Source organism: Pseudoalteromonas sp. P1-11, assembly GCF_001399995.1.
Taxonomy (GTDB): domain Bacteria; phylum Pseudomonadota; class Gammaproteobacteria; order Enterobacterales; family Alteromonadaceae; genus Pseudoalteromonas; species Pseudoalteromonas atlantica.
Map to the genome: position 1 here is coordinate 114716 of NZ_LJSP01000001.1, position 26533 is coordinate 141248.

Genomic DNA, 26533 nt, shown 5'->3' on the forward strand with positions numbered 1-26533 from the left:
ACAAGAGCGTATTGCACAAGAACAGGCAGAAGCTGAACGTGCAGAGCAAGAACGTATTGCAGCAGAGGCCGAAGCTGATCGTTTAGAGCAAGAGCGCATTACGGCAGAGCTTGCAAAAGAAGAAGCTAAACTTGCCGAAAAGCCTAAAAAAGAAGGCTTTTTTTCACGTCTTAAAAAAGGGTTATTAAAAACCCGTGTAAATATAGGCTCTGGCTTTGCATCTATTTTTAGTGGTAAAAAAATAGACGATGATTTATTTGAAGATTTAGAAACACAGCTTCTTACCGCCGATTTAGGTGTTGATACCACCATGAAGCTGATTGATAGCCTTACTGATGCAGCCGATCGCAAGCAGCTTAAAGATGGCGATGCGCTTTATGAATTAATGAAGCAAGAAATGGCCGCAATGCTTAAAACAGCTGAGCAACCGCTTGAGGTACGTGCTGATAAAAAACCATTTGTTATATTAATGGTCGGTGTAAACGGCGTAGGTAAAACGACAACCATTGGTAAGTTAGCTAAGCAATTTCAAAATGAAGGTAAGTCGGTTATGTTGGCCGCAGGTGATACCTTTCGTGCAGCAGCCGTAGAGCAGCTGCAAGTGTGGGGCGAGCGTAACAGCATTCCTGTTATTGCCCAGCACACTGGTGCAGATAGTGCCTCGGTGGTGTTTGATGCATTTCAAGCCGCTAAAGCGCGTAATGTAGATTTATTAATTGCCGATACAGCAGGGCGCTTGCAAAATAAAGATAACTTAATGCAAGAGCTTGAAAAAATAGCCCGCGTAATGAAGAAAATTGACCCTGATGCACCGCATGAAGTTATGCTAACCATTGATGCGGGTACAGGTCAAAATGCAATTAGCCAAGTAAACTTATTTAATCAATGTGTTGGGTTAACCGGTATTACTCTCTCAAAACTTGATGGTACTGCTAAAGGTGGGGTTATATTTGCAGTTGCAGATAAGTTTAATATTCCTATTCGTTACATTGGTGTTGGCGAAGGTATTGATGATTTACGCGCATTTAAAAGCGATGACTTTATTGACGCTTTATTTAACCAAGATGAGGATGACGCTTAATACATAAAAGGGAGCTTGCTCCCTTTTTTGGTCTGTTTATCTTTTGAGATTAAACATGCGCTGCCCTTTGGACTATTTACTTTTTATTGCTCGGTTTTACTTAGCCCTCTGGGCTATAAACTTTGCGCCGCGATTAAATAGCCTCTAGGTAGAGCAAATTTCAATCCTCAAAGGTCAACAGGCCCTAGCTAAGGAATTCCATTTTACTAATTTGGGACTGGCATAATAAAAAATGATAAATTTTCAGCAAGTAAGTAAAACCTATCCGGGTGGGCATCGCGCTCTCGAAAAAGTTACATTTCATATTAAGCCTGGCGAACTGGCTTTTTTAACAGGCCACAGTGGTGCGGGTAAAAGTACCTTATTAAAGCTCATTAGCTTAATGGAGCGCCCCTCTGCAGGCAACGTGCTAATTAATGGTGTTGATTTAAATAAAGTTAATTCTCGGCAAATTCCTTATGCACGCCGCGATATTGGTATTATTTTTCAAAATCATCGTTTGTTAGAGCGTTACACTGTGTTTGATAACGTTGCACTGCCGTTGATTATTGAAGGCACTCATCATAAACAAATAGCTAAACGAGTCCATGGTGCGCTAGATAAAGTAGGGCTGTTAGATAAAGTTAAATGCCACCCTTCTACACTCTCTGGTGGTGAGCAGCAACGCGTAGGTATTGCCAGAGCGATTGTAAATTCTCCGCCTATTTTATTAGCTGATGAACCAACGGGTAACCTTGACCCCGAGCTCTCTATGGAAATATTAAGGCTATTTGAAGATTTTAATAAACACGGTACGACAGTACTTATAGCAACACACGATCTAGGCCTGGTGTCGCGTTTAAAATACCGTAGCCTGACTTTAAAAGATGGCCGTATGCTTGAAGACCCACTTGCGGAGGGCACGCTGTGAGCTTGTTATTTAAAGGACGCCAAAACTCAAACGACAAACAAAGAAAATCAGCCATAGCTGGCGGTTATTTTTTTATTATTAATATTTTTCGCCAAGGGGTGCACAGTTTAGGTGAAATGTGGCGTACGCCACTTGCATCATTAATGACAATTGCTGTACTTGGGCTAAGTTTAACATTGCCTGCAACGCTGTATTTAGTCGTAAAAAATGTACAGCAAGTCAGTAGCGGGTTTGAAGAAGCCAGTGAAATATCGCTTTTTGTAAAAGAAAGTATGAGCGAGCAAGAAACACAAACCTTAGTAAAGCGTTTAGCACTTTACGCCGAGGTAGAAAGTGTTGAATTTATTTCTAAGCAACAAGCATTAACTGAATTTAAAGATGTGTCGGGATTTGGGCAAGCTTTAGAATACCTAGATAGCAACCCACTACCCGATGTTGTATTAGTGACACCTACTAAGCGGCATCGCCAGCCTAATGCGGCTAAAGCGCTGCTTACAAAGCTTGAGAACGAGCGCGAAGTAGATTTTGGTAAGCTTGATATTGCTTGGCTTGAGCGCCTAAATGCATTATTAGACTTATTAAAAGAAAGCGTTATCACAATTGCTTTATTACTTCTTACCTCTGTCACGCTTATTATTGGTAATACGATTCGCTTATCGATTATGGATAAAAAAGAAGAAATACAAGTAATGAAGTTAGTAGGTGCTACCAATACGTTTATACACGCTCCGTTTTTGTGGACCGGCATTTGGTATGGCGTTATAGGGGGCTTGTTTGCATTTATTTGTATTGCCTTAATGATGTGGTGGTTAACTAGCGCAGTAAGCAGCGTTGCAGGCGTGTATCAAACAAGCTTTTCGTTAATTGGTTTAACGCTTAATGAGTTTGGCGCATTAGTATTACTCGCAACCAGCTTAGGCTTTATTGGTTCTTACTTATCGGTTAACCGATATATTAAAGAAATTGAGCCTGATAAAGTATAAGTACAGCTGCTAATGGCTGACTCAAAAATGTCATGTTTGTATATTATTATCCTCAAATGAGATTAGTTGTAAATGCGCTGTTACGCTTGCGCTAATCTCTTGCAATCCCTTAGTTCATCACTTATTCAGTCGCATGTAGTAGACTTAACATACACTAAAAAACCGCTTGATTTACGCTTAAAAAAAGTTTTAAATTGGGGTTAGCACTCTTAGAGAAAGAGTGCTAAGATGGTTTCAAATGTTTATCACCGAGGTGAAAAATGAGTAAAGATTTATACGCAATGGCACTTACAGTTGGGCAACAAAGCGCAAGCATGGACGGCTACCTTCAAGCGGTTAGCACAATTCCTATGCTTAAAGCTGAGCAAGAGAAAGAGCTAGCAACACGACTTCAAGAAGAAGGCGATCTTAGTGCTGCAAAGCAACTCATTATGTCGCATTTACGCTTTGTAGCACATATTGCTAAAAGCTACTCGGGTTATGGTTTACCGCAAGCCGACTTAATCCAAGAGGGCAATATAGGCCTGATGAAAGCGGTTAAGCGTTTCGACCCGAGTGTGGGTGTACGTTTAGTGTCTTTCGCTGTTCATTGGATTAAAGCAGAAATTCATGAGTTTGTGCTTAAAAACTGGCGCATCGTAAAAGTTGCGACCACTAAAGCGCAACGTAAATTGTTTTTTAATCTTCGTAAAAACAAAAAACGTTTAGGTTGGTTTAACCAAGCTGAAGTAAGCACTGTAGCGAATGAGCTAGGTGTGAGTGAAAAAGAAGTTCGTGAAATGGAATCGCGCATGAGCGGTCAAGACATGGGCTTTGACTTAACGGGCGACGATAACGACGACGCACCAACAAGTACATATTCACCAGTACAATATTTAACAGACGGCTCAGCTGATTTAGCTGACGATATTGAGCAGCAACAATGGCAAGAGCAGTCACATACTCGTTTATTTAGCGCGCTTAAAACGCTAGATGAACGCTCACAAGACATTGTAAGTGCACGCTGGTTGTCTGATGACAAAGCAACACTACAAGAGCTAGCTGAAAAATACAGTGTATCTGCTGAGCGTGTTCGCCAGCTAGAAAAAACAGCGATGAAAAAGCTGCAAAGTGCTATGAGCTAATAGCGCAAAAAATGTAAAACTTAAAAAGCCCTGCATTAATATGCGGGGCTTTTGCTTTGTGGCTATGAGTATTTTAATCAACGTTTTAGCTATTTAATATTGCTTTTGTCAGCTTAGTTGTATGGCTTAAATATACTTAAAATATCGCTTAAAGCTACCTAGCGTTGATCCCTTTACCTTGCGCCTGTGCTAATTGTATGTATTTTTTATGCACTAGTTGCGATACCGGAACTAACTCAAAGCCTTGCTCGGTGAGCTCAGGTAGCGCTTGGCGTAAAAAGTCGATGGTTTCTGGGTAGGGGTGGGCAATCGCTATGGCAAAGTGATGTTTAGTCGCTTTATATTTTAGCTCATCCAGCCTTTGCTGCAGTTGCTCATGCGTGGTTATATTGTCTAAAAACACATGGCGGCCAATATTTTCAACCCCGATAAAATTTGCCGCATTTTGCGCTTGGCTTAAGTCGGTAGTACGGCTATCTAAAAAGAATAAATTACGTTTTTTAAGTACTTCCATAGTCCACTTCATGGCTTGGCTTTGTTGAGTGAGTGCCGACCCCATATGGTTATTAACCCCTTTTACTTGCGGTAAGCTTGCCAATGCAGTGCCTAAAGTTTTTTGTAGCTGTTCTTTATCCATATTTATGGTGAGCCCGCCAGGGCCGAGTGCTTTACCGTTTAAGGCTTGCATAGGTACATGCAATAAAAGCTCTTTATTTGCTTGGCTGGCAAGCGTGGCAAAAATTTGAGAGTAGGGTGTGTGGGGCAAAATTGAATACGACAATTGCCCTGGTAAGGTAAGAAATTCTAAATCTCGCTGATGATAGCCAATATCATCAATTACGATGGCTATTTGCTTTGCCCAAGCAGTGCTAGATACAAAGCAGATAGCCAACAACAGCCATTTTATTATTTTCACGTTTATAGTTTTTATTATCTTTTTAATTTATTAAGGGTATTTTTTAATCTCAGCGCCCGGTAATAAAGCTATCTCAGCAGCCATTTTTAGCGCTAACTGCGTTGAATTTACTTAAAACTTATAGCTAAAGAACAGCACAATCTAATAGTGTTAATATTTATTCTGTTATTAAATCGCTTACCTAGAGTTTAGATTATTTACTATTGCATGCTAAGTAATTGCTTAGCTTTTACTAACTGCAAGTCGCCCAGTATTTCATGTTCAAATTGTGGTGTATTTTTGTTCTGCTCATTATTTATTATAACGGCTTTATTTGATTGTGGAAGGGTTGCTTGCGCAATTGCTACATCGGGGGTAACTCCTACGCCTTCAATCGATACGCCCGCAGGTGTAAAGTACTTAGCAGTTGTTAATTTTAGCGCTGTATTACCATCACCAAGTGGGATCAAAGATTGCACCGAGCCTTTGCCATAAGACTGATTACCAACCACTGTAGCACGCTTATTATCTTTTAAAGCGGCTGCGAGTATTTCAGCCGCAGAGGCCGAATTTTCATTAATAAGCACCACAATAGGCAAGCCTTTTAGTATGTCGCCTCGTTTGGCGTAGTAGGCTTGGTTAGCGTCGTAATAGCGCCCTTTAGTAGTGACTATAGTGCCGCTTTGTAAAAATAGATCCGCTACTGCCACTGCGCTTTGTAAAGTACCACCTGGGTTGTCACGTAAATCAATGACTAACCCTTTAAGGGGCGTGCGATAATCATTTTTAAGTGCAGCTACCTGCAGCGCCACTTCATGTAAGGTGTGATTAGAAAAATTATTTATGGCTAAATACCCAGTGCCTGAGTCGAGTAATTGGCTAGTGGCGCTTTCTAAGTTTATTTCTTTGCGATTTACCGCAAAGCTAATTGGTTGCTGCTGCCCTGCGCGTTGTATTGTTAGTTTAACCGCGTTAAAGCGGGTATCTTTTATCAACGCGGCTACTTGCTCTAAGCTACGTGTTTGCGTGTTTGTATCATTAACACTAACTATAATATCGCCCGCTAAAATACCGGCCTTTTTGGCTGGGGAGTTTTTAACAACATCAACAATAGTAATGTCACCGTCAATGTCTTTCACTTCAATGCCCACGCCAGTGTAATGCCCATTTGTATTGTTAAACAAAGCGTCTAAGTCATTTTCATTGAGGTATTTAGAATAAGGGTCTAGCTGGTCGAGTAAAATTTCTACTTGCTGATTATTAAAGGCACCCTGCGCACCTTTTGTCAGTGATAAGTCATCAACATAATAGGCTTTAATGTTGAAGAGTATTTCAGAAATTTGCTGACTTTTAAGATCTTTAACTGAGCTGGCAAGTAATGAATTGCTAAAACAAAAAATAGCAATACAGGTTAATGCGCACAATAAAAATGAATAGCGCGTACGGGAAGAGGGAAATGAGCGTGTTTGTGGTATTTTTTGAATCATCAGCTGCTCCTAATGCGGTGCAGCTGTTTTATTCACTTAAATACGTCTGCACCATTTAACAGGATTTACTGCGCGTCCTTTGTGGCGTATTTCAAAGTATAGACCAGAACTCGACTGTCCGCCGCTTTGACCTACTAATGCCAGCGTTTCGCCTTCTCGAACCATGTCGCCCACATCTTTTAATAATGTTTGTGCATGGCCGTATAGGCTCATAAAGCCCTCACCATGATCAACCACAATAACCCAGCCAAAGCCTTTAAGCCAATCAGCAAATACAACTTGACCATTATTAATACTGTTTACATTAGTGCCTTCTTTTGCACCAATTAACACGCCTTTCCAGTCTATGCCGCCATGTTTGCGCTGACCAAATTTGTGTTTTAGCTTTCCTTTGCTGGGCCAATTAAGCTTGCCTTTATTTTTATTAAGGCCGAGCAATTCAATTTTTTGAGTCTTCTCTTGCTCAAGTTCTTCAATGGTGGTGATTAATGTTTGCTCGTTGTCTTTTAAGTAATTAATCGAGCTTTTAGTGCTATTGAGCTGTGCTTGTAAGTTTTTAAGATTAGTTTGGCGCTCGCTTTGGGCATTTACTAGCGCGCTTTGGCGTCTTTTTTGTTCTTCAAATAAGGCGGCTAATTTTTGTTTGGTTTTGGCAAGTGCAGCTTGGTTTTCTGCGATTTGTTGTTGTAGTACTTTAAGCTCTTCAATTTGCTCTATGCGCGCTTTATTTAAATAGTTGTAATAGCTTAAGGTACGCTCAAATTTAGCTGTGTCTTGCTGGTTTAAAAGCATTTTGGGGTAGTCGTCGCCCCCAGCCATGTAAGCACTTTTTAGCTGGGCCGCTAAAATGGCTTGAAATTGCGCGTGTTGCGCTTTTAATTGCTGTGCTTTTTGTTGCTGGGCTTGTTGTTTTTGTTCTGTTTCTTTTACTGATTGCTCAGCCATATTGAGAGCTTTAGCGTTTTTAGCTATTTCTAGCTCGTATTTTTTTAAGTTTTTTTGCAGTGCGGCAATTTTTTTTCGCTGTGCGTTGTACTCTGCTTGGCTTTGCTCTAATGCAGATTGCACTTCAGATAGGTCTTTTTTAGTGCGGTTTTCGTTAGCGGTTGCAGGCGTAACCACTAACGAAACCAATACAAATGTATAAACACTAAACCAATTTACTGGTTTGCTCATGTGTTATTTCAACGTCATGATTGGCGTACCGGTCATTTCGCTTGGTTGCTCCATGCCCATGAGGTGTAGCATAGTAGGTGCTACATCACTTAATGCTTTGCCTTCACTTGGCGTTGCATCGCGTCCTACATAAATAAACGGCACTGGCTCGCTAGTGTGAGCGGTATGAGCTTGGCCCGTGGCAGTATTTGCCATTTGCTCTGCATTACCGTGATCGGCTGTGATAAGCGCTTCACCACCAAACTCATCTAGCGCTTCTACCACGCGGCCTATACATGCATCAACTGCTTCACAGGCTTTAACCGCGGCTTCAAACACACCAGAGTGACCCACCATATCGCCATTCGGGTAATTACAAATAATGGCATCAAACTTACCGCTTTTAATGGCTTCAATAAGTTTGTCGGTTAGCATTTCAGAATTCATTTCTGGCTGAAGGTCGTAAGTGGCAACCTGTGGAGAAGGAATTAATTCGCGTGATTCGCCTTCAAATTCATCTTCGCGTCCGCCACTAAAGAAAAACGTAACATGAGCGTATTTTTCTGTTTCAGAAATACGTAGCTGCGTTTTGCCATTTTTTTCAAGCCATTCACCTAATACGTTTACCAATGGCGTAGGGCCAAATGCGACAGGGGCATCAATATCGGCTGAGTATTCTGTCATCATTACAAATGCGCTTAACTGTGGTGATTTTTTCTTTTCGAACCCATCGAAGCCTGGCTCTACAAAGGCACGGGTGATTTCACGGGCACGGTCGGCTCTAAAATTAGCAAAGATGATAGTGTCGCCATCATTAATTTGTGCTGCTTCAGTGCCTTGTGGCGTGATGGTGGTTGGAGCTACAAATTCATCGTTTTCGTCGCGCTCATAGGCGGCTTCTAATGCCGATACACCATCAGCATAATTAAACTCGCCTTCACCTAATGTCATTACATTGTAGGCTTTTTCTACACGGTTCCAACGGTTGTCTCTGTCCATGGCGTAATAACGGCCCACAAGAGACGCTAAGCGGCCACAATTTAGCTCGGCAAATAAGGCTTCTATACGCTCTATTGATGCTTTAGCACTGCGTGGTGGTGTATCACGGCCATCTAAAAAGCCATGAAAATATACTTCTTTTGCACCGCGTTTAGCGGCTAATTGAATACTTGCGACAATATGATCTTCGTGGCTGTGAACACCACCTGGGCTTAATAAACCCATAATATGCACGGCTTTGCCTGCAGCGACTGCTTTATCGATGTTTTCAACAAGTGCAGGGGTTGAGTCAAATTCGCCATCGTTGATTGCTTTGGTAATGCGAGTAAAGTCTTGATAAACAACACGACCAGCACCTAAATTTACATGGCCTACTTCTGAGTTACCCATTTGCCCTTCAGGTAAGCCTACATCTAAACCTGAGCCTGAAATTAATGTGCGTGGACGGGTTGCCCATAGGTTGTCTAAAACGGGGGTGTTGGCTGCAAGAATCGCATTGCTTTGCTCATCTTCGCGGTATCCCCAACCGTCTAAAATCATTAATACCAGTGGTTTTTTATGCTCTGTCATAATAGCTCCTGAAAATTAGCACCTGTTGATGGGCACTGTGCGCCGAAATGTTATCTGGTTAGTTTTAGCATACCGTGTTTTAGCGCCAGAATCAGCACTGAGAACAAGATATTAAATTTTTTACTTACTTTCATATATGGGGTGCTTTATGTGTTTTTAAAGCGCAGCAAACTCGCATTTTAACTTGGTTTGGGTATACTTGCGTGGCTAAAGTACAAAATACCTAGAATATTAGGGCGTGTTGCACTTTGGTGGCTGAATTTGCAGCAGTATGTTTGGTTTTTAAGTAAGGCAGAGCCTATGAAGTGTGGTTATTCCCCATAAATAGGCGATAACGNATGTAGGTAAGGGGCGTGAGCAGGACGCGGAAGCTTTGCTCGGTTTTTACTTAGCCCACTAGGTTACAAATCTCGCGCCGCGATTTAATCGCCCCTAGATTGAACAAATTTCAATCCACAAAGGCCAACACGCCCTAGGTTTAGAACATAATTTCATAGTGGAAGTAGAATGGATCAATATATTGAATTTATTACAAATCATCCTATTTTAAGCCTAGCTTGGGTTGGTCTTGTATTCCTTATTGTAAGCGGCTGGATAAAGAGCAAGTTTTCAGCAGTGAGAGAAATAAACCCACAGCAATTAACACTTCTTATTAATCGTGAAGATGGCAAAGTAGTTGATATTCGTGCTCAAAAAGAATTTAACGCAGGTCGTATTGCGGGTGCTGAACACTTAAGCCCTGAAAAAGCAAAACAATCTGATTTTTCAAGCCTTGAAAAGCACAAGAGCAAACCCATTATACTAGTATGTGCCACAGGCATGACTGCTCAAGGTATTGCTAATGCAATGCATAAAGCAGGCTTTGAATCGGTTTATGTATTATCAGGTGGTATGGGGTCGTGGCAATCTGCCAGCCTTCCAACTACAACAGGTCGCTAATCAGTTTAGTAGTACCGATAGAGGATTTATTATGAGTAATGTTGTTTTATACACCAAAGCGTACTGTCCATTTTGCCAACGTGCTCTTGCACTTTTAAACAGTAAAGGCGTTGAGTACACAAATATTGATATTGGTGTTCAACCAGAGCTTCGCGATGAAATGATTGCTAAAGCAGGTGGTGCAAGCACAGTACCGCAAATTTTTATTAATGATGAACATATCGGTGGCTGCGACGACATGATGGCTATTGAAGCGCAAGGTAAACTTGACGCTAAGCTAAATGCTTAATTTTAATTATAAAAACTAACACGTAGGAAGCACAATGAACGAAGAAAATCAAAACGCAGCAGCACAAGAAGGTGGCGCACAATTTACTATTCAACGTATTTACACTAAAGATGTATCGTTTGAAACGCCTAACTCGCCTGCGATTTTTCAAAAAGAATGGATGCCAGAAGTTAAGCTAGACCTAGACACGCGCTCTAATAAGCTAGACGAAGGTGTGTTTGAAGTGGTTTTAGCACTAACGGTTACTGCTTCTATTGGTGAAGAAACTGCGTTTTTATGTGAAATTCAGCAAGCCGGTATTTTTACAGTTGGTGAGCTTGAAGAAGTACAACTAGCACATATGCTAGGTGCATACTGCCCTAACGTGTTATTCCCATACGCGCGTGAAGCCGTATCTAATCTTGTTAACCGTGGTACTTTCCCACAGCTTAACCTTGCGCCAGTGAACTTTGATGCGTTATTTGCACAATACATGCAACAACGTACTGCGCAAGCTGAGCAGGTTTCAGCAGACGCATAATTTATGAGTACAGCAACTTCAGCTGTTACTGTATTAGGAGCGGGGTCTTACGGCACCGCTCTTGCTATTTGCTTAGCCCGAAATGGTCACCAAGTGACACTTTGGGGTCGCAATAGCGACGACGTTGCCACGCTTGCAGCTGAGCGGAAAAATCAACGTTACCTTCCTGATGTACCATTCCCCGACACTCTTTTATTACAAGCCGATTTACAACAAGCCGTAGCCAGCAGTGCCATTGTACTTGTGGTTGTGCCAAGCCATGCCTTTGCAGATACATTGCAGCAAATTAAACCTGCGCTGGTTGAAGGTGCGCAAGTTGCGTGGGCAACAAAAGGGCTTGAGCCAAATACTGGTCGCTTGTTACAAGAGGTTGCCCTGCAGGAACTAGGTGATGAAAGGCCGCTTGCGGTTTTATCAGGCCCAACCTTTGCAAAAGAAATGGCAATGGGGCTACCTACTGCTATATCGGTGTCGTCTACCTCAACGGAGTTTGCGCAACAACTTGCAGATTTACTCCATTGTGGGCGCTCGTTCCGCGTGTACAACAACGATGACTTTATTGGCATTCAGTTAGGTGGCGCGGTTAAAAACGTAATAGCCATTGGTGCTGGTATGTCTGATGGGGTGGGCTTTGGTGCTAATGCACGTACTGCACTGATCACTCGCGGCTTAGCTGAGCTAACGCGCTTAGGATGTGCCTTAGGTGCAAAGCAAGAAACCTTTATGGGTATGGCTGGACTTGGCGATTTAATCTTAACATGTACCGACAATCAATCGCGCAACCGTCGCTTTGGTTTGGCATTGGGTAAAGGTGAAGGGGTTGATGCTGCTATTGAGTCTATCGGGCAAGTTGTTGAAGGCTTTAGAAACACAAAAGAAGTGTATTTATTAGCACAACGCGCCGGTGTAGAAATGCCCATTACTGAGCAAATTTATAAAGTACTTTATGAAAATAAAGATATGAAAGAAGCCGCCATGGCACTATTAGGCCGAGAGCAGCGCGCTGAATAAAGTGAGCATATAATGCCCACTGTATTAAAAGCATGAACATGCTTTGTTATTAAAAAACCGACGCTATGTCGGTTTTTTATTGTTTGGTACAAGGTGCTTATTGCGCGTTAGGAAAACCTAGTTGGCGCCATGATTCATAAACAAATACCGCCACAGCGTTAGATAGGTTCATACTACGGCTATTGGGCTGCATAGGAATGCGCACACGCTGATCGTTAGGCAGCGCTTGAATCATCTCATCGGGGAGACCGCGAGTTTCTGGCCCAAATACCAAGCAATCACCGGCTTCATAACTGGCTTCGTGATGAAACTGGCTGCCTTTAGTGGTGCATGCATACACTTTTTTAGGTTGGCACTTTTCAAGGTAGGCTTCAAACGAGGCATGGCGCTGTACGTTACTAAACTCGTGGTAATCTAGCCCGGCACGTTTTACTCGCTTATCGTCCCACTCAAAACCTAATGGCTCAATTAAATGCAATGAGTAACCTGTGTTTGCACACAAGCGTATGATATTTCCTGTATTTGGTGGAATTTCAGGTTGATATAAAACGATATCCAGCATAATGCGCCTTTCTATTAATCTATAATTTGACGAGTGGCAGTATACACGAAACCGGAAAAAAAAATGATATACTCGCGCCATTGAATACCGCAAGTAGTGAATATTAACGTGCATCACCGTAGTTACGAATTTTGGGTTAAAACATCAAGCATAGTTACCATGGTTATGGTTAGCTTAATGATAGCCGCTAAAACCTGGGCATGGTTGGCATCGGGTTCAGCCTCTATGCTTGGCTCATTAACCGATTCATTAATGGATATTACCGCCACGGCCATGAGCTTTTTAGTGCTAGGGTATGCACTGCGCCCTGCAGATGACGATCACCGTTTTGGCCATGGCAAAGCAGAAGCCCTAGCCGGACTTGGCCAGGCTGCGTTTATAGCAGGGTCGGGGTGCTTATTGGCGTTTCACGGTATTGAGCGATTATTTAACCCAATTGTGCTTAGTCATTCACTGTTAGGTGTGTGGGTGAGTATATTTGCTATTGCTTGTACGTTAGTGATTGTGTTTTTTCAGATCAAAGTGGTTAAGCATACCGAATCCATCGCTATTAAAGCAGACTCGGTGCATTACAAAGGGGATTTAATTTTAAATGCGGCGGTATTACTTGCTATTTTGCTCTCGTACTATGGGGTGTTATACGCAGATCCGCTGTTTGCTATAGGCGTTGCCGGTTACTTACTTTATAACAGTTGGGATATTGCGTGTGAGAGTGCCGATCATCTAATGGATAAAGAACTCCCAGATGATGAAAAACAAAGTATTTTAGATATTGCTAATGCACATAAAGATGTACACGGTGTACATGATATTCGCACTCGCCAAGGCGGTAAAATTAAGTTTATGCAAATGCACTTAGAGCTTGATGATCATTTAAGTTTAATACGTGCCCACAATGTGGCTGACGATGTAGAAAAGGCGCTTGCCGAGCGCTTTGACTCTGAGGTTGATATTTTAATTCATCTAGATCCGCTCTCCGTGGTACCTAAGTATCAAACGAAGAACAAAACTGATACAAGCGCATAAGCACAGGTTTTCTAATTTCGTCGCGCTCAAACAATAACTCGTGCTTAGCCCCTGCAAAGCTTTTCAGCTCGGCATTAGGGAGCCTATTTACGAGCTTTTGTTGCGCGTTGTTATCAACCACTTCATCGTTTTGTGCGCTGGCAATAAAAATAGGGAGGTTGATTGTGTGGGTATCCACGGCAGACATAAAAGCAAAGCTTGCATTTAACCAACCATATGTAACGCCGCCTAACTGTAAAAGAGGCTGTTGTTGATAAGTGAGTCTAAATAGGTTGTACCGCACTTGGCTGCTGGTTAAGGTATTAAGCGCAAATTCTTCTGGGTTGTAATCGTTTTGCCCTAGCGCATAACTGTAGCCAAAACCGAGCTTTGTGGCGGCGCGGGCTATAAATTTAGCTACCGGTTTAGGAATGCCTTTAGTGTAAATATCAAACATGGGCGCAGATAAAAACGCGCCGCTGAAAGTATGCGGGTAATTTGCAAAATAATCGTACGCTATAGCGCCACCCATAGAGTGGGCTAATAATATTTTTTTGCCTTGCCAGTGTTTATTTACAATATGTTGGTTAAATAAATCTAAGTCGGCACTGTAGTCACTAAAACGTTTTACATAACCCTTGTGCTTATTTTTTAACGGTCGATACGAGCGGCCTTGCCCTTGGTGGTCGGCTATAAATACCGCATAGTTATTAGTGTAAAGCTCCCACAGTAGCTCTTTGTATTTTTCAAGCCCTTCTATGCGCCCAGAGCTAATTACTATGGCAGTGTTAGCTGTCTCTGGCACTGCGTAAGCAAAAAACAGTTTACCTTCAGATGCATTAAAATAGTTTTTATTAAGTACATTTTCGTAAAAGTGATTAATGCGTGCTTGGTTACTTTCAAGCGCTGATTCGGTACTGTAAAACATGCTTACTCTTTAATTAGTGGCAGGGTGATATTGGCACAAAGCCCGCCTTTTTCTTTATTAGATAGCGCTAAACTACCGCCGTGGGCAATAATAGCATTTTTAGCGATAGCTAAGCCAAGCCCTGTGCCGCCACTTACTCTGTCGCGAGCGTCAGATTGCCTAAAAAAGGGCTCACAAAGCTTGCTAAGTTGCTCATTTGGAACGCCAGGGCCATCGTCGCAAATCTCTATATAGATTTGGTTTTTATAGTGTACGTTAAAGCTAATGTTGCTGTGCGCGTATTTTATTGCGTTACGTAATAGGTTTTCGAGTGCGCTGGCAATTAATGATTCATCGCAGCTTAGCATTACATCGGCATTGCCACTAAAAGTAAGTGTTTTAGTATTTTGCTTGGCTTCAAACTGCGCATCGTTTAATACGTGCTCTACTATATCTTTTAGTGATTGCTTTTGTAGTGACAGTGTTTGGCTTTGCGCTTCTAAACGCGACACTTGCAGCACGTCGGCAATCATTTTATCAAGCTGGTTTGCTTCTTTTTCTATACGTAATAAATACGATTGGCTTGCCTCGTTGGCTTGCATTTGTGCAAGGCCTGTTGCCATTTTTAAACGCGTAAGCGGGGAGCGTAACTCATGAGATATATCAGCCAGTAAGCGCTTTTGGGCACTAATAAGTTGCTCAAGCTGATTAGCCATACTGTTAAAGTCGCGCCCAAGCACCCCTAACTCGTCTTTTCTGCTTGCAGGTATGGCTACTCGCGCTGATAAATCGCCTGATGAAAGTTTTATAGCTGCTTTTTTAAGGCTGTTAATCGGTGCAATTAAATTGCGGCTAAAAATAAAACTCAGGATTAAAGAGGCAAAAATAGCCACGAGTACTTTCATCCAATTCGGCATTAACTTAAAGCGCATGAGCAAAGGAGGTTGGTGGTTAATGTCTATTTCGTAGAGGTAAAACTGCCCCTCTGGCACGCTAATATTAACAGGGCCGAAAGCTTGGTATTTTTCGGTAAAAATGACCTGTGGCGCCAAGTTTTGACTAAAGCTAAGTAAGTTTAAATCTATTTCAGCGGGGATGTCTTTATTGCTTAATGCGTCTTCGGGTTGTGCTGCGCCTAAAAATAAAATTTTTCGTTTTGAAAGCCTAGGGTGCGACAAAACATCAGCAAGGGTGCGCTTGTGTTTAGTGGCACTTCGCTCAATACTTTTGGCAGTATAAATTAGGTTTTTTTTCATTGGCCCACGCAAAGGCTCGGTGCTTACTGCATTAATTGCCGTAATGTTGCTTAAAAATATAAGCGCAGCCACCGTGCCCGTTATTGTTAGCCAAAACCAAATAAATATTTTAAAAAATAAATAATGTCGAGGGTGCTTTAGCCATGCAAAGTAATGTTTATTACTCACCTTGGATGAAGACATAACCTGTACCTCGCATTGTTTTTATACGCTCGCCTTGAATATGCTCAGCTATTTTTTTACGAATATTGCTAACGTGCATATCAATTGAGCGGTCGAACGAAGCTAAGCGCCTGCCTAATACTTCTTCACTTATTTGCTCTTTACTGACAACTTCGCCGGCATTTTTAATTAATAACACCAGTACTTCGTACTCTGTGCCAGTAAGTGTGAGGGTGTGCTCGTTAATAGCGGCCTCTCGGGCTGCCAGATTAACCGTAATGCCATTTATATTCATTTTGCTAGGCGTTGCAACGTTTAGGCTATTTATGTGCTCTATACGACGGGTAATAGCTTTTACACGGGCTAGTAACTCGCGGTGATTAAATGGCTTGGGTATGTAATCGTCTGCGCCAAGCTCTAAGCCAAAAATGCGATCAAAGTCTTCGCCTTTTGCAGTGAGCATAATAACCGGTGTTAACTTTGTTTGCCTAAGTTGTTTAAGTACTTCAAAGCCATCAAGGGTGGGGAGCATGACATCAAGCAATATCAGCGCGTAGTCATTTGATAGAGCAAGCTTTAAACCTTGCTCGCCATCGTGAACGCTTTGTACGTCAAAACCTTGCGCGGCTAAATATTCAGTAAGTAGTTCGCACAAACCGGTGTCGTCATCAATCATTAATAGCTTCATTTCAAACCCTTAGGCAATTTCTATATGGTTATTTTACTTCTTAAATTGTGCAAAAGTGAATCTTTACACAACCTTTACACTGCTTTGCGTTACTTTGCGTTGCAAGAGGTATAGTTAACTCACTGACTTAGCAGTCACAACCAAATTCAATCCATCCAATATTAAGGTGATGATTATGACTAAAGTAAATACACTTTCAAAATTAGTACTTATTTGTGGTCTAGCAACGGCTACACTTGGCGCCGGTAGCGTATTAGCAAAAGGCGGCATGCACGATAAGCAAGGCCATTCTCAAGCGCGTTTTTTATTATCTGAGCGCGGTGCCGACAAGCTTGATTTAACGCAAGAACAGCAAACTAAGCTTGAAGCTATTTTTGAAGCGCAAAAAACACAGATGAAAGCACTGCGCGGCGATGATAAAGAAGCCCGTAAAGCACAGCGTAAGGCTCAAAAAGAGAAAATGGATGCTCTACTTAGCGCACCAACATTTGACGAAAACGCTGCAAAAGAGCTATTAGCTGCACGCCACGAAAAAGGCACTGAGTTTGGCTTAATTAAGCTAAAAACACAGCATCAAGTAATGCAGGTACTTAACGCAGAGCAGCAAGAAAAGTTTGCAAAAATGCAAAAGCGTATGGGTAAAAAACACCGTAAGCAAAGAGACTAATTTATAGATTAAACACTAAAAAGCCAGCTTAATGCTGGCTTTTGTCGTTTAAGAGGTTGAAAAACGCTTATTTAAAAAAGTCGTCATCGTTTTTAGCCATCATCTCTTCAATATCTTCTATCATATCTTGGCTAATTTGGTTAGCCGAGGTAATAGGCGTTGATATTTTATTGTTCTCAAAAGACCATTCACCTAAATCAATAAGCTGACAGCGCTTAGAACAAAAAGGACGATGTGGGCTTTGCTGTGACCATTCAACTTTGTTTTTACAGGTTGGACAGTTAACAATTGTTGGCATACTTTACTCTCTACAATGTGTTTTAGCCCTAAATAGGGCTATCACTTTTACATATTGGTTACGCGATTAATTTCAGCCAGAGACGTTAAACCATCGGCGGCTTTTCGTAAACCCGATAATCGCAAGTTATTAAACCCAGCTTGTAGCGATACCTCTGCGATTTCGAGCGAGTTGCCACCGCGCATAATAATTTGTGCAATTTCAGGGGTAATTTGCATTACTTCGTAAATACCCACTCGGCCTTTGTAACCATCGGTGCAATTTTCGCAGCCTTTGGGTGCGTATAGTGTCATATCTTCAATTTGTGTTGTGCTAAATCCTTGACGAGCCAACTCCTCTGCTGGCAGTGTTTCAGGGGTTTTACACTTAGGGCATAAACGCCTAGCTAAGCGCTGGGCAATAATCAAACTTATAGAGCTTGCCACGTTATACGCAGGCACGCCCATATTTAATAAACGAGTTATGGTTTCGGGCGCTGAGTTGGTATGTAGTGTAGATAACACTAAGTGACCCGTTTGCGCCGCTTTAATTGAAATTTCTGCGGTTTCTAGGTCACGTATTTCACCTACCATCACTACATCTGGATCTTGACGTAAAAATGCACGCAGGGCGTTAGCAAAGGTCATTTCGGCTTTAGGGTTAATTTGTACTTGGTTAACCCCTTCAAGGTTTATCTCAACCGGATCCTCGGCGGTACTAATGTTACGCTCTGGCTGGTTAAGTATATTTAAACCTGTATAAAGCGATACGGTTTTACCAGAGCCCGTTGGGCCGGTAACTAGTATCATGCCTTGCGGTTGCCCAAGCGCATCCATGTAGAGCTTTTTTTGATCCTCTTCGTAACCTAATACGTCAATACCTAGCATAGCGCTTGATGAATCAAGAATACGCATTACTATTTTTTCGCCCCACAACGTAGGCATAGTACTTACACGAAAATCGATGCTTTTACGCTCGGTAATTTTTAATTTAATACGGCCATCTTGTGGTTTACGTTTTTCAGCAATATCGAGCCTCGACATTACTTTGATACGCGCCGATAGCTTACTTGCTAAGGTATTGGGCGGGTTGGCAACTTCATGCAAAATACCATCAATACGAAAGCGAATACGGTATTTGTGCTCGTAAGGTTCAAAGTGTAAATCAGAAGCGCCTTTTTTAATGGCATCCATTAAAATTTTATTGATATAAACAATGATTGGCGCATCGTCTTTATCATCATCTTTAGGTGTGGTTTCTTTAGGGCCTTCAGTATCTAAGTCGGCAAACTCTTTAAATTCATCGGCGCTTAAATCTAAGCTGCCTGCAGCATCAAGTAGTTGCTCAATTTTGTTATCTAGCTGAATATAGTCAACCACGACTATTTCGCACGATAAGCCGGTGCTAAATTCAAAGTTCTCAAAGGCACCGTAGTCAGTTGGATCTGAGGCGGCAATGTATACTTTTCTGCCTTTTTGAACCAACGGTAAAATGTGGTGTTTACGTATTAGTTTTTCTTTGATTAAGTCTTCGGGGATTTGTGCAGGGTCGAAGTCTTTTAAATCAAAATACGGTACGCGAAATAAGTCTATACATTGTTCAGCTAAGTCGTTGCTGTCAATTTTTCCACATTTAGATATAAGCTCAGCGGTTGAGGCAAACTCTTGCTGTTTTGCTTTTACGGTATCGGCATCAATGCGGCCAAGCGTTATAAATTTTCTCAATAACGGTGAGTTAATATTCATTGCGCACCTATTTTAGTCCTTCAATAGTTAACAATTTATCAGAAAAAAGCAGGTGATTAAATTCGCTGTGCTTATCAACACCTTATTTTGCTAACCAAATTACAAGTTTATGTTGTTATGACCGCATTAAGGGGCATTAGTTGTATTTTATACTGCATATTGTAGGTAATTTTTATGAAGAACAACAAGTTCTGCATGAACAAGTGATAAATCGCGGTCATTATTTAGAATATCATCGGCTTTTTGTTGTTTTTCTTCACGTGGCATTTGTGACGCTATAATGCTATTTACCTGCTCAAGGCTAATATTGTCGCGTTTTATAGTACGTTCAATCTGCACCGGCTGTGGTACATCAATTAATAAAGTACGGTTGCAGTATTTGTTAAGTTTATTTTCAAACAATAATGGTGCAACCAATACAACATAAGCACTGGTTGCATTATTTAAATCGGTGAGTATTTTCTCCCGAATAAGCGGGTGTAATAGTGCGTTAAGCCACTCTTTATCATCATTGTTGGTAAATATTTTAGTGCGCAGTACTGCTCTGTTTAATGTGCCATCGGGTAGTAAAATACCCTCGCCAAAGTGTTCAATAATTGCATTTAGCCCTGTGCTATTAGGGGCCACTACTTGGCGGGCAATAATATCGGCATCAACAACGCAAATACCCAGTTCTTCAAACATATTACTAACAGCCGTTTTACCGCAGCCAATACCGCCTGTTAAACCCAATACCCAATTGTTTATTTTAGTTGCTGGCTTATTCATACTAATAACCAATTAAATTAAAATACGCAGCTTGAATTTGAGCGCCCCACAGCAGTGTTATCCAACCCGCGATAGCTAAGTAGGGGCCAAATGGAATGGGTGTTGCTTTGTCTTTACCTTGAATACTTAAAAGGGCAATACCAATAATGGCGCCCACCACACTTGAAAGCAAAATAATGGTTAATAGCGACTGCCAGCCAAGCAGTGCGCCAAACACGGCCAGTAACTTAAAATCGCCATAGCCCATGCCTTCTTTACCGGTTAATAGCTTAAATAGCCAAAATACACTCCACAGGCTTAAATAGCCGCAGGCTGCCCCTACTATTGCTTCGCTTGGGCTTATTGTTATACCCATTACAGCGGCTATAAGCGCAAGCCATACTAAAGGTAAAGTGAGCTGATCGGGCAGTAGCATGTGGTCAATATCAATAAAGGTGAGCGCCACTAAAATCCAGGTTACAAAAATATATAAAAAGGCGTGCTCAGTAGCCCCAAAAGTGTAGGCAATAACTAAACTTAATAGCGCGGTAATGGCTTCAACTATTGGGTAACGCGCTGATATTGGGTTACTGCAATTAGCACATTTACCTTTAAGCATAATCCAACTAATAATAGGAATATTTTGCCAAGGCTTAATCGCGGTTTTGCATTTAGGGCAGGTAGAATTAGGTTTTACTAAATTAAATGGCTCACTGTTACTGGCTTGTGTAGGTTTGGCTGTTAGTTCATCTTCTAATAATAATCTACATTCACTTTGCCATTCTCGCTGCATCATTAACGGCAGGCGATAAATAACTACATTTAAAAAACTACCTACACATAAACTAATTAAGCCAACCGTGGTTAAATAAAACCACTGCTGACTTTGCATCGCAGTGGTTATATCAAGAAAAAGATTTTCCATTAAAATACCTAACTTCAGGCCATTTATAGGCCAATTTTATTTCGCTGAGTTGAATAGCTTTTACTATTCATTTTATCTTGCAAGCTATTAATTAGCGTTTGAAATTTTGCTTACAGCTTACAGCTTACAGCTATGTTTTTAAATTACAGAGCCTAACTGGAAAATTGGCAAGTACATGGCAACAATTAAGCCACCGACGAGGACACCCAGCACTGCCATAATAAGCGGCTCTAATAAGCTAGATAAGCCATCAACTGCATCATCAACCTCTTGCTCGTAAATGGTTGCTACTTTGGCTAGCATACCATCTAACGAGCCAGACTCTTCACCAATGGCTACCATTTGAATAACCATATCGGGGAATATTTTAGAGTTACGCATCGCCCAGTTCATTTGATTACCCGAGCTCACCTCTGCTTTAATATCTAAAATAGCATAGCGGTACACAGCATTACCGGACGCACCTGCCGCAGAGTCCAGTGCATCAACAAGTGGTACACCCGCAGCAAAGGTGGTCGAAAGCGTACGAGCATATCTTGCAACAGCCGCTTTATTTAAAATCATACCAATTATAGGGAGTTTTAATATAGCCCTGTCGGTTGCATCTCTAAGTTTTAAACTTCTGAGTTTGGCTTCTTTAAATGCGTAACCAAAGCCAACAATGGCTATTAAAATCACCCACCAATATTCTTGCATAAATTCAGATATACCAATAACAAATAAGGTAAAGGCAGGTAGTTGTGCGCCAAAGCCATTAAAAATATCTTGGAATTGGGGTACTACAAAAATCAAAAGTATTGAGGTAACTATAAGCGCAACCACTAAAACCGCGATAGGGTAAAACATGGCTTTTTTTATTTTTGATTTAAGCGCTTCTGATTTTTCTTTGTATAAAGCTACCCGGTCAAATATTTTATCAAGCGCACCCGATTGCTCGCCCGATGCCACTAAATCACAATACAAATCATCAAAATAGCGAGGATGTTTTCTAAGAGCTTGTGATAATGGCTGACCTGCTTTTACTTCATCACCAATAGTTTCCATTAATTTGGCAACACTTTTATTAGTAGAGCCTGTGCCTATCATTTCAATAGCTTGAATTAATGGAACGCCGGCCATTAACATGGTTGCTATTTGGCGTGTAACTAAAGCAATATCTTTAGGCGTAATTTTTTGAACACTTTGAATACCAAATAACGGCTTAGGCTTACGCTTAACTTTTGATGGAGTAATGCCTTGTTTTCTAAGCTGAGCTTTCACAAGAGCAACACTAGAGCCTGTTAGCTCTCCTTCAAGCTTTTTTCCTCGTGCGCTTACGCCTACCCACTGGAAAGTGTCTAAGTTTTTATTTTCAGGTTGTTTTGCCATAAAGTTCTCTTATTTTAAGGGAGCTTCCCATACCCCTTTGTCCCATGAGGTATTTTGAGGGTATAAAGTTTTAGCCAGCTTTCTTTCAGCTTTTGCGTGCTCTTTTAACCCAAGGGATATTAACGCTCTTATTCTCTCAAAGTAAATATAGTCACTAGGGTAAACTTGCAGGAACTCTTCTGACCAATTTAAAAAGCTATTTATCTCAGCGTAGTTTTGGTTCCGAATTGCAACTTCAAGCTTTAAAGTGTTGATTTGTATTTCCTTAAACTTATATTCAATGAAAGGGTTTAACGTTTTTGATAGCAGTAAGTGGTTGTTAGGTTCACTGTAAATATAGTGCCTTAATACGATGCTAGATTGTATCGCTGTTAGTGTGAAAAGAGTGATAAAAACCGCAATGAGTAGATTAGCAATTTTCAATAAGCTTAGGTTTATTTGAATAGTACTTTCATTTACGTTACATGCCTTAGTTATGTAAAATAATAAGAAGATTAAAACAAAAAAATGTATGAATGATTGATAGAAAGGGTGCTCAGTGTTGCAGTGCAGTAAAATCGGAGTAACGAGGAGGAAAAGTCCGAATTTATTTTTGGAATTACTACTATAAATGGTAGAGCATAAATAATAGAATAATAAAATAATAGCAAGTGCAGTGATAATACCCCCTTCAACTAACCATAAAATAAGTTCGTTGTGAGGATGAGTTATTCTTTTTCCTATATTAATATTGTTTCTGTCGGCTGCCTTTGTGGCCGAGAGATCTGTTATGACTCGGTGAAAGCTGCCGTAACCATGACCAAAAATGGGTTTTTCTAAAAATGCCTCCAAACTATCTTGGTAAATGTGTAACCTCTCATTAGGGCTACTAAATATCTCTTTTTTCGTTACGTGTTCATTGCCAGTACTATAGGGGATGGTCTTCGCCATTACGAAGCTTGCTAAAATGCATGAAATAAGAGTTAGAAGAGTTCTTATTTCTCTTTCTTTCAGTATGAAAAATATATACCAACAAATAATAACGCCATAAGCCAAAAATCCAGTTCTGGATTGAGTTAAAAATAAAGCCCAACTATTTACAAATACACAAAGGTATAAAAAGTTTTTAAAACTTTTTTGTTTTGACCTTGTGAGTAGGTAAAGCGAAATGGCTATGCCTGTAGCAGTATAGCTTGCTAATACATTCACTTGCTGAAAAATCCCCACAGGGCGGACGTATTCAATTTTTATTGCAAAGTAACTATTGGCTGTCATTAAGTAGAACTGATAAAGGGCAAAACAAGCACTCAATAATGTAGAAAAACAAATTAAATATAAAAAAGATTCATTGAACTTTTTTCTATTTTTAATCTGTAATAAACAAAAATACGTGTGTAAGCCTAAAATGATAAAAATAAGTCTAGGCAAAGCTGAGTAAAGCTGAACTTGCTTACTCCACATTAAAGGGAGTAAAAGCAATGTAAAAATGACAAATGAGACGGCTAAAAAGCGATCTGATTTGATGGGGTGGTTGCTTTTTATTGATTGATAAACAACAATTAATAGTGCCCAGGTTAATGAAAGTAAAGCAAATGAATTAAAAGGGAGTGAAAAGCCAAAACCACCGACGTTGGGGATGTAAAAAAAAATAGAAAAAAGTAGAAACGGGGCAAATAGTAAAGCTGTTTTATTTATAATGAACAAGTTGAAAGGCCTAGTAAAAAGAGCGCATGAAGCGCTCTTTAGGTTTTAAAATTAAGAGCAATTAGTAGGTTTGTGTTCTGCATCAGCGTCAGATGAACAAGTCCACTCGCCAGCTGTAGAGCGAGACAATGTTACTGTTTTACCGTTTACTGCAGGACCGCCTGCAACAGTGCCTTCAATACTACCCGTACCTGAACCATCAGCAGAGTCAGCAGTTATTTCCACAGATGAACAAGCCTTATTATTTATACCTAAGTCACCAGCAGCAAGAGTGCCTGAAATGCTGCCCTCATTCATTTTTATTTCAAAAGCAGTTTTACCAGGTGAAATTTCTGCTAGACAAGCTGTAACTTGTGATTTAGATGTGTAGTTTTGATAAGCAGGCAATGCCACTGCAGCAAGAATACCGATGATTGCTACAACAATCATTAATTCGATTAGGGTGAAACCCTGTTGTTTTTGAGTCATTGTTTTCATGTTTCCTCTCCTAAAGGATAATGTTTTGTAAGGTAGTCAGGCTAGTGGCGAAAGTGCCAAGCTTAATTTACCTGATTAACTTTACAGATTTACTTAAAAATAAATTTTCACGTACTTTTAGCCTTAGGTATGAAACACAAAAGCTAAATGTGAGTTCATTATGTTGCAACTTGTACAGACTACCTAAACACAAAGTAGACTAAATATAGGAAACATACTGACCATTTGCTTTAATCTTTTCGGTATTTTTTGAAGATTAAAACAAAAAGTAGTTACTTATTACTATATTTCTCAAGAAAGTAATACAACAGGTTTAGTCTAACACTTTTTTTATGCTTAAAGCACTTATAGTTTATTCAAAAATCGACTTTATTTAACAAGTTGTTACAAATTAAGCCTTTTGGGTTATTAAATGCCTTTTTACTTATTTTGTCAATCAATTAGCGCTATTGTAATTTAAGTGTAGCGTTAAAATTATACAAAACGCATCGATAAATCGATTGATTGTAAATTTTTTGTAAGTGCACCGCTGGATATAAAGTCGACACCTGCCTGCGAGTAAGTTTTAAGCGTTTCTAGCGTCATATTACCAGAAACTTCCAATTTAGCGCGCTTATTAGTAGTGACCACAGCTTGCTGAATTTGTTCAACGCTAAAATTGTCGAGCATGATTATATCGGCGCCTGCATTAATGGCTTGCTCAAGTTCATTTAACGACTCAACCTCTACTTCTACGGGTTTTGTAGGGTGGTTTTGCTTGGCTTGTGCGACTGCTTTATCAATACCGCCACATGCTGCTATGTGGTTTTCTTTAATTAAAAACGCATCAAATAAGCCTATACGATGATTTGCACCGCCGCCGCATTTTACAGCGTATTTTTGAAGTAGCCTGAGTCCTGGTATTGTTTTACGGGTATCGAGCAGCTGGGTTGTGGTGCCGCTAAGCTCTTTTACATAATTTGCAGTTGTGGTTGCGGTACCCGAAAGCGTTTGTACAAAATTAAGTGCGGTACGCTCTGCAGTTAAAATAGCGCGGGCAGAACCTTTAGCTGTAAATAAGGTGCTATTTGCTGGCACAAAATCGCCATCATTTACTAATACGTTTACTTCAACGCTTGGATCTACTTGCTTAAACACTTCTATTATGATGTCTTTACCGCAAAAAACGCAGTCTTCGCGGGTAATTACTTTAGCATTTGCGTGCTCGTTTTTTGGGATAAGCTGCGCGGTAATGTCGCCGTCTTGTGCAGATTGATAATTTAGATCTTCATCTAAGGCGAGGGTGACAAGTTGAGTAATAAGCGTGTGCGAAATTGACATATGAAGGCTCATAAGTGTTAATAAATTAAGCAAATTTTACTATGTTTAAATAACTAATAGAAGCGCTTTTAAATGGGCGGGGTTTATTACACCTACATATATAGCATGGCTGCTAAAAGTTATGCTACCTGTTGAATGTTAGCTAACCGCAATGGCTATCATTCTTTATATAAATCCTTTAGCATCAAGTTTATGTATACCGTGGTATTAAAATAATGCAGATAGATTCAAGCGGAGTTGCCGCTAATATAACGCAGCGGCCCTGTACGCATTTTGATGAGCGCCCTGAAAATACCGATATTTCGCTGTTGGTAATTCATAATATCTCCTTGCCGGCTGGGCAATTTGGCACCGAATACGTTGATGCACTGTTTATGGGTGAGATTGACTGTAATGCACACCCCAGTTTTTGTGATTTAAATGGTCTTAGAGTGTCAGCCCACTGTTTTATAAAACGTACTGGCGAGATTATTCAATATGTGCCATTTAATAAACGCGCGTGGCATGCCGGACAATCTGAATATGAAGGGCAAAGCGCATGTAATAACTTTAGTATAGGTATTGAGCTTGAAGGTACAGATACCACACCTTACACTCAGGCGCAGTACACCAGCTTACATAATCTAACAAAGGCAATTATGACCCGTTACCCGCTTATAACTACTAAGAGAGTAGTAGGGCATTGCGATATAGCACCTGGGCGAAAAACCGACCCTGGGGAAAGTTTTAATTGGCCTGCTTATATAAGCAGGCTAGAACAAGCAAATTAAGTGAGTCGCTA

General features: G+C 40.7%; 27 protein-coding genes. 11 read left to right on the forward strand and 16 right to left on the reverse strand.

From position 1 onward, the window contains the following. From ftsY to rpoH, 4 genes are all read left to right on the forward strand, one after another. On the forward strand, positions 1 to 1081 hold a 1081-nt coding region (gene ftsY / locus AN390_RS19825; RefSeq protein ID WP_236695060.1), incomplete at its 5' end, for a signal recognition particle-docking protein FtsY. A gap of 232 nt (positions 1082 to 1313) precedes the next feature. Further along, positions 1314 to 1991 carry a cell division ATP-binding protein FtsE gene (gene ftsE, locus AN390_RS00530; RefSeq protein WP_004588623.1) on the forward strand — a complete coding sequence of 226 codons (678 nt, stop codon included), beginning with the start codon at positions 1314 to 1316 and terminating at the stop codon, positions 1989 to 1991. Continuing rightward, complete coding sequence (gene ftsX, locus AN390_RS00535; protein ID WP_055252650.1) at positions 1988 to 2974, forward strand: permease-like cell division protein FtsX; 987 nt, start codon at positions 1988 to 1990, stop codon at positions 2972 to 2974. Before ftsE ends, ftsX begins: the two co-directional genes overlap by 4 nt. A 260-nt stretch (positions 2975 to 3234) precedes the next feature. Beyond that, on the forward strand, positions 3235 to 4098 hold the full coding sequence (gene rpoH, locus AN390_RS00540; RefSeq protein WP_004588621.1) for an RNA polymerase sigma factor RpoH: 864 nt from the start codon (positions 3235 to 3237) through the stop codon (positions 4096 to 4098). 154 nt (positions 4099 to 4252) lie between these two features. Here the strand turns inward: rpoH and AN390_RS00545 are convergent, their stop codons facing one another. The 4 genes from AN390_RS00545 to gpmM all read right to left on the reverse strand — a co-directional run bounded on the left by AN390_RS00545 (position 4253) and on the right by gpmM (position 9204). Next, complete coding sequence (locus tag AN390_RS00545; RefSeq protein WP_095206707.1) at positions 4253 to 5014, reverse strand: divergent polysaccharide deacetylase family protein; 762 nt, start codon at positions 5012 to 5014, stop codon at positions 4253 to 4255. A 200-nt stretch (positions 5015 to 5214) separates the two neighbouring features. Further along, positions 5215 to 6480, reverse strand: a complete 1266-nt coding sequence (locus AN390_RS00550; protein WP_095206708.1) for a S41 family peptidase — start codon at positions 6478 to 6480, stop codon at positions 5215 to 5217. A 36-nt stretch (positions 6481 to 6516) separates the two neighbouring features. Further along, positions 6517 to 7656, reverse strand: coding sequence for a murein hydrolase activator EnvC (locus tag AN390_RS00555; RefSeq protein WP_055252654.1), 1140 nt, complete (start codon positions 7654 to 7656; stop codon positions 6517 to 6519). Between the two features lie 3 nt (positions 7657 to 7659). Further along, entirely contained in the window at positions 7660 to 9204 is a 1545-nt protein-coding gene (gene gpmM, locus AN390_RS00560; protein WP_055252656.1) for a 2,3-bisphosphoglycerate-independent phosphoglycerate mutase, read from the reverse strand. Positions 9205 to 9711: 507 nt separating this feature from the next. Between gpmM and AN390_RS00565 the strand changes: the two genes are divergently transcribed. From AN390_RS00565 to gpsA, 4 genes are read left to right on the forward strand one after another with little or no spacing between them, the layout of a single operon-like run. Beyond that, complete coding sequence (locus AN390_RS00565) at positions 9712 to 10143, forward strand: rhodanese-like domain-containing protein (protein ID WP_004588616.1); 432 nt, start codon at positions 9712 to 9714, stop codon at positions 10141 to 10143. A gap of 31 nt (positions 10144 to 10174) precedes the next feature. Next, entirely contained in the window at positions 10175 to 10432 is a 258-nt protein-coding gene (gene grxC, locus AN390_RS00570) for a glutaredoxin 3 (RefSeq protein ID WP_004588615.1), read from the forward strand. 34 nt (positions 10433 to 10466) lie between these two features. Beyond that, positions 10467 to 10952, forward strand: coding sequence for a protein-export chaperone SecB (gene secB / locus AN390_RS00575; RefSeq protein ID WP_055252659.1), 486 nt, complete (start codon positions 10467 to 10469; stop codon positions 10950 to 10952). 3 nt (positions 10953 to 10955) lie between these two features. After that, on the forward strand, positions 10956 to 11963 hold the full coding sequence (gene gpsA / locus AN390_RS00580) for an NAD(P)H-dependent glycerol-3-phosphate dehydrogenase (RefSeq protein WP_055252660.1): 1008 nt from the start codon (positions 10956 to 10958) through the stop codon (positions 11961 to 11963). 97 nt (positions 11964 to 12060) lie between these two features. On the opposite strand, the gene trmL is transcribed toward gpsA, so the two are convergent. Continuing rightward, complete coding sequence (trmL, locus tag AN390_RS00585; RefSeq protein WP_029773366.1) at positions 12061 to 12525, reverse strand: tRNA (uridine(34)/cytosine(34)/5-carboxymethylaminomethyluridine(34)-2'-O)-methyltransferase TrmL; 465 nt, start codon at positions 12523 to 12525, stop codon at positions 12061 to 12063. 108 nt (positions 12526 to 12633) lie between these two features. On the opposite strand from trmL, the gene AN390_RS00590 reads away from it, so the two are divergent. Beyond that, positions 12634 to 13551, forward strand: a complete 918-nt coding sequence (locus AN390_RS00590) for a cation diffusion facilitator family transporter (protein WP_029773365.1) — start codon at positions 12634 to 12636, stop codon at positions 13549 to 13551. Here the strand turns inward: AN390_RS00590 and AN390_RS00595 are convergent. Genes AN390_RS00595 through AN390_RS00605 form a run of 3 tightly spaced genes read right to left on the reverse strand, consistent with a single transcriptional unit; the run spans position 13511 to position 16543 of the window. Further along, positions 13511 to 14458: an alpha/beta fold hydrolase gene (locus AN390_RS00595; protein ID WP_055252664.1), complete on the reverse strand. Its 948-nt coding sequence runs from the start codon at positions 14456 to 14458 to the stop codon at positions 13511 to 13513. The two genes, AN390_RS00590 and AN390_RS00595, sit on opposite strands and share 41 nt — an antisense overlap. Positions 14459 to 14460: 2 nt before the next feature. Continuing rightward, entirely contained in the window at positions 14461 to 15876 is a 1416-nt protein-coding gene (locus AN390_RS00600; RefSeq protein WP_055252666.1) for an ATP-binding protein, read from the reverse strand. Next, on the reverse strand, positions 15854 to 16543 hold the full coding sequence (locus AN390_RS00605; protein WP_004588608.1) for a response regulator: 690 nt from the start codon (positions 16541 to 16543) through the stop codon (positions 15854 to 15856). Before AN390_RS00605 ends, AN390_RS00600 begins: the two co-directional genes overlap by 23 nt. A 175-nt stretch (positions 16544 to 16718) precedes the next feature. Here AN390_RS00605 and AN390_RS00610 point away from each other — a divergent pair, with 175 nt between their 5' ends. Beyond that, positions 16719 to 17210 carry a Spy/CpxP family protein refolding chaperone gene (locus tag AN390_RS00610; protein WP_004588607.1) on the forward strand — a complete coding sequence of 164 codons (492 nt, stop codon included), beginning with the start codon at positions 16719 to 16721 and terminating at the stop codon, positions 17208 to 17210. A gap of 67 nt (positions 17211 to 17277) precedes the next feature. On the opposite strand, the gene yacG is transcribed toward AN390_RS00610, so the two are convergent. The 8 genes from yacG to nadC all read right to left on the reverse strand — a co-directional run bounded on the left by yacG (position 17278) and on the right by nadC (position 25752). Next, complete coding sequence (yacG, locus tag AN390_RS00615; protein WP_024031401.1) at positions 17278 to 17508, reverse strand: DNA gyrase inhibitor YacG; 231 nt, start codon at positions 17506 to 17508, stop codon at positions 17278 to 17280. 47 nt (positions 17509 to 17555) lie between these two features. Further along, positions 17556 to 19232, reverse strand: coding sequence for a type IV-A pilus assembly ATPase PilB (gene pilB, locus AN390_RS00620; protein ID WP_055252668.1), 1677 nt, complete (start codon positions 19230 to 19232; stop codon positions 17556 to 17558). Positions 19233 to 19379: 147 nt separating this feature from the next. Further along, complete coding sequence (gene coaE / locus AN390_RS00625; protein ID WP_055252670.1) at positions 19380 to 20000, reverse strand: dephospho-CoA kinase; 621 nt, start codon at positions 19998 to 20000, stop codon at positions 19380 to 19382. Between the two features lies 1 nt (position 20001). Then, a complete protein-coding gene (locus AN390_RS00630; protein WP_055252672.1) occupies positions 20002 to 20904 on the reverse strand; it encodes an A24 family peptidase in 903 nt (300 codons plus the stop codon). Between the two features lie 138 nt (positions 20905 to 21042). Beyond that, the gene (locus AN390_RS00635) at positions 21043 to 22272 is read right to left on the reverse strand and encodes a type II secretion system F family protein (protein WP_055252674.1); all 1230 of its coding nucleotides are present in this window, start codon (positions 22270 to 22272) and stop codon (positions 21043 to 21045) included. 9 nt (positions 22273 to 22281) lie between these two features. Continuing rightward, on the reverse strand, positions 22282 to 23955 hold the full coding sequence (locus tag AN390_RS00640) for a PglL family O-oligosaccharyltransferase (RefSeq protein ID WP_055252676.1): 1674 nt from the start codon (positions 23953 to 23955) through the stop codon (positions 22282 to 22284). Between the two features lie 51 nt (positions 23956 to 24006). Continuing rightward, a complete protein-coding gene (locus AN390_RS00645; RefSeq protein ID WP_330218707.1) occupies positions 24007 to 24432 on the reverse strand; it encodes a pilin in 426 nt (141 codons plus the stop codon). A gap of 474 nt (positions 24433 to 24906) precedes the next feature. Further along, positions 24907 to 25752: a carboxylating nicotinate-nucleotide diphosphorylase gene (gene nadC, locus AN390_RS00650; RefSeq protein WP_055252678.1), complete on the reverse strand. Its 846-nt coding sequence runs from the start codon at positions 25750 to 25752 to the stop codon at positions 24907 to 24909. Between the two features lie 215 nt (positions 25753 to 25967). On the opposite strand from nadC, the gene ampD reads away from it, so the two are divergent. Further along, positions 25968 to 26522 carry a 1,6-anhydro-N-acetylmuramyl-L-alanine amidase AmpD gene (gene ampD / locus AN390_RS00655; protein WP_004588599.1) on the forward strand — a complete coding sequence of 185 codons (555 nt, stop codon included), beginning with the start codon at positions 25968 to 25970 and terminating at the stop codon, positions 26520 to 26522. Positions 26523 to 26533 lie beyond the last annotated feature (11 nt).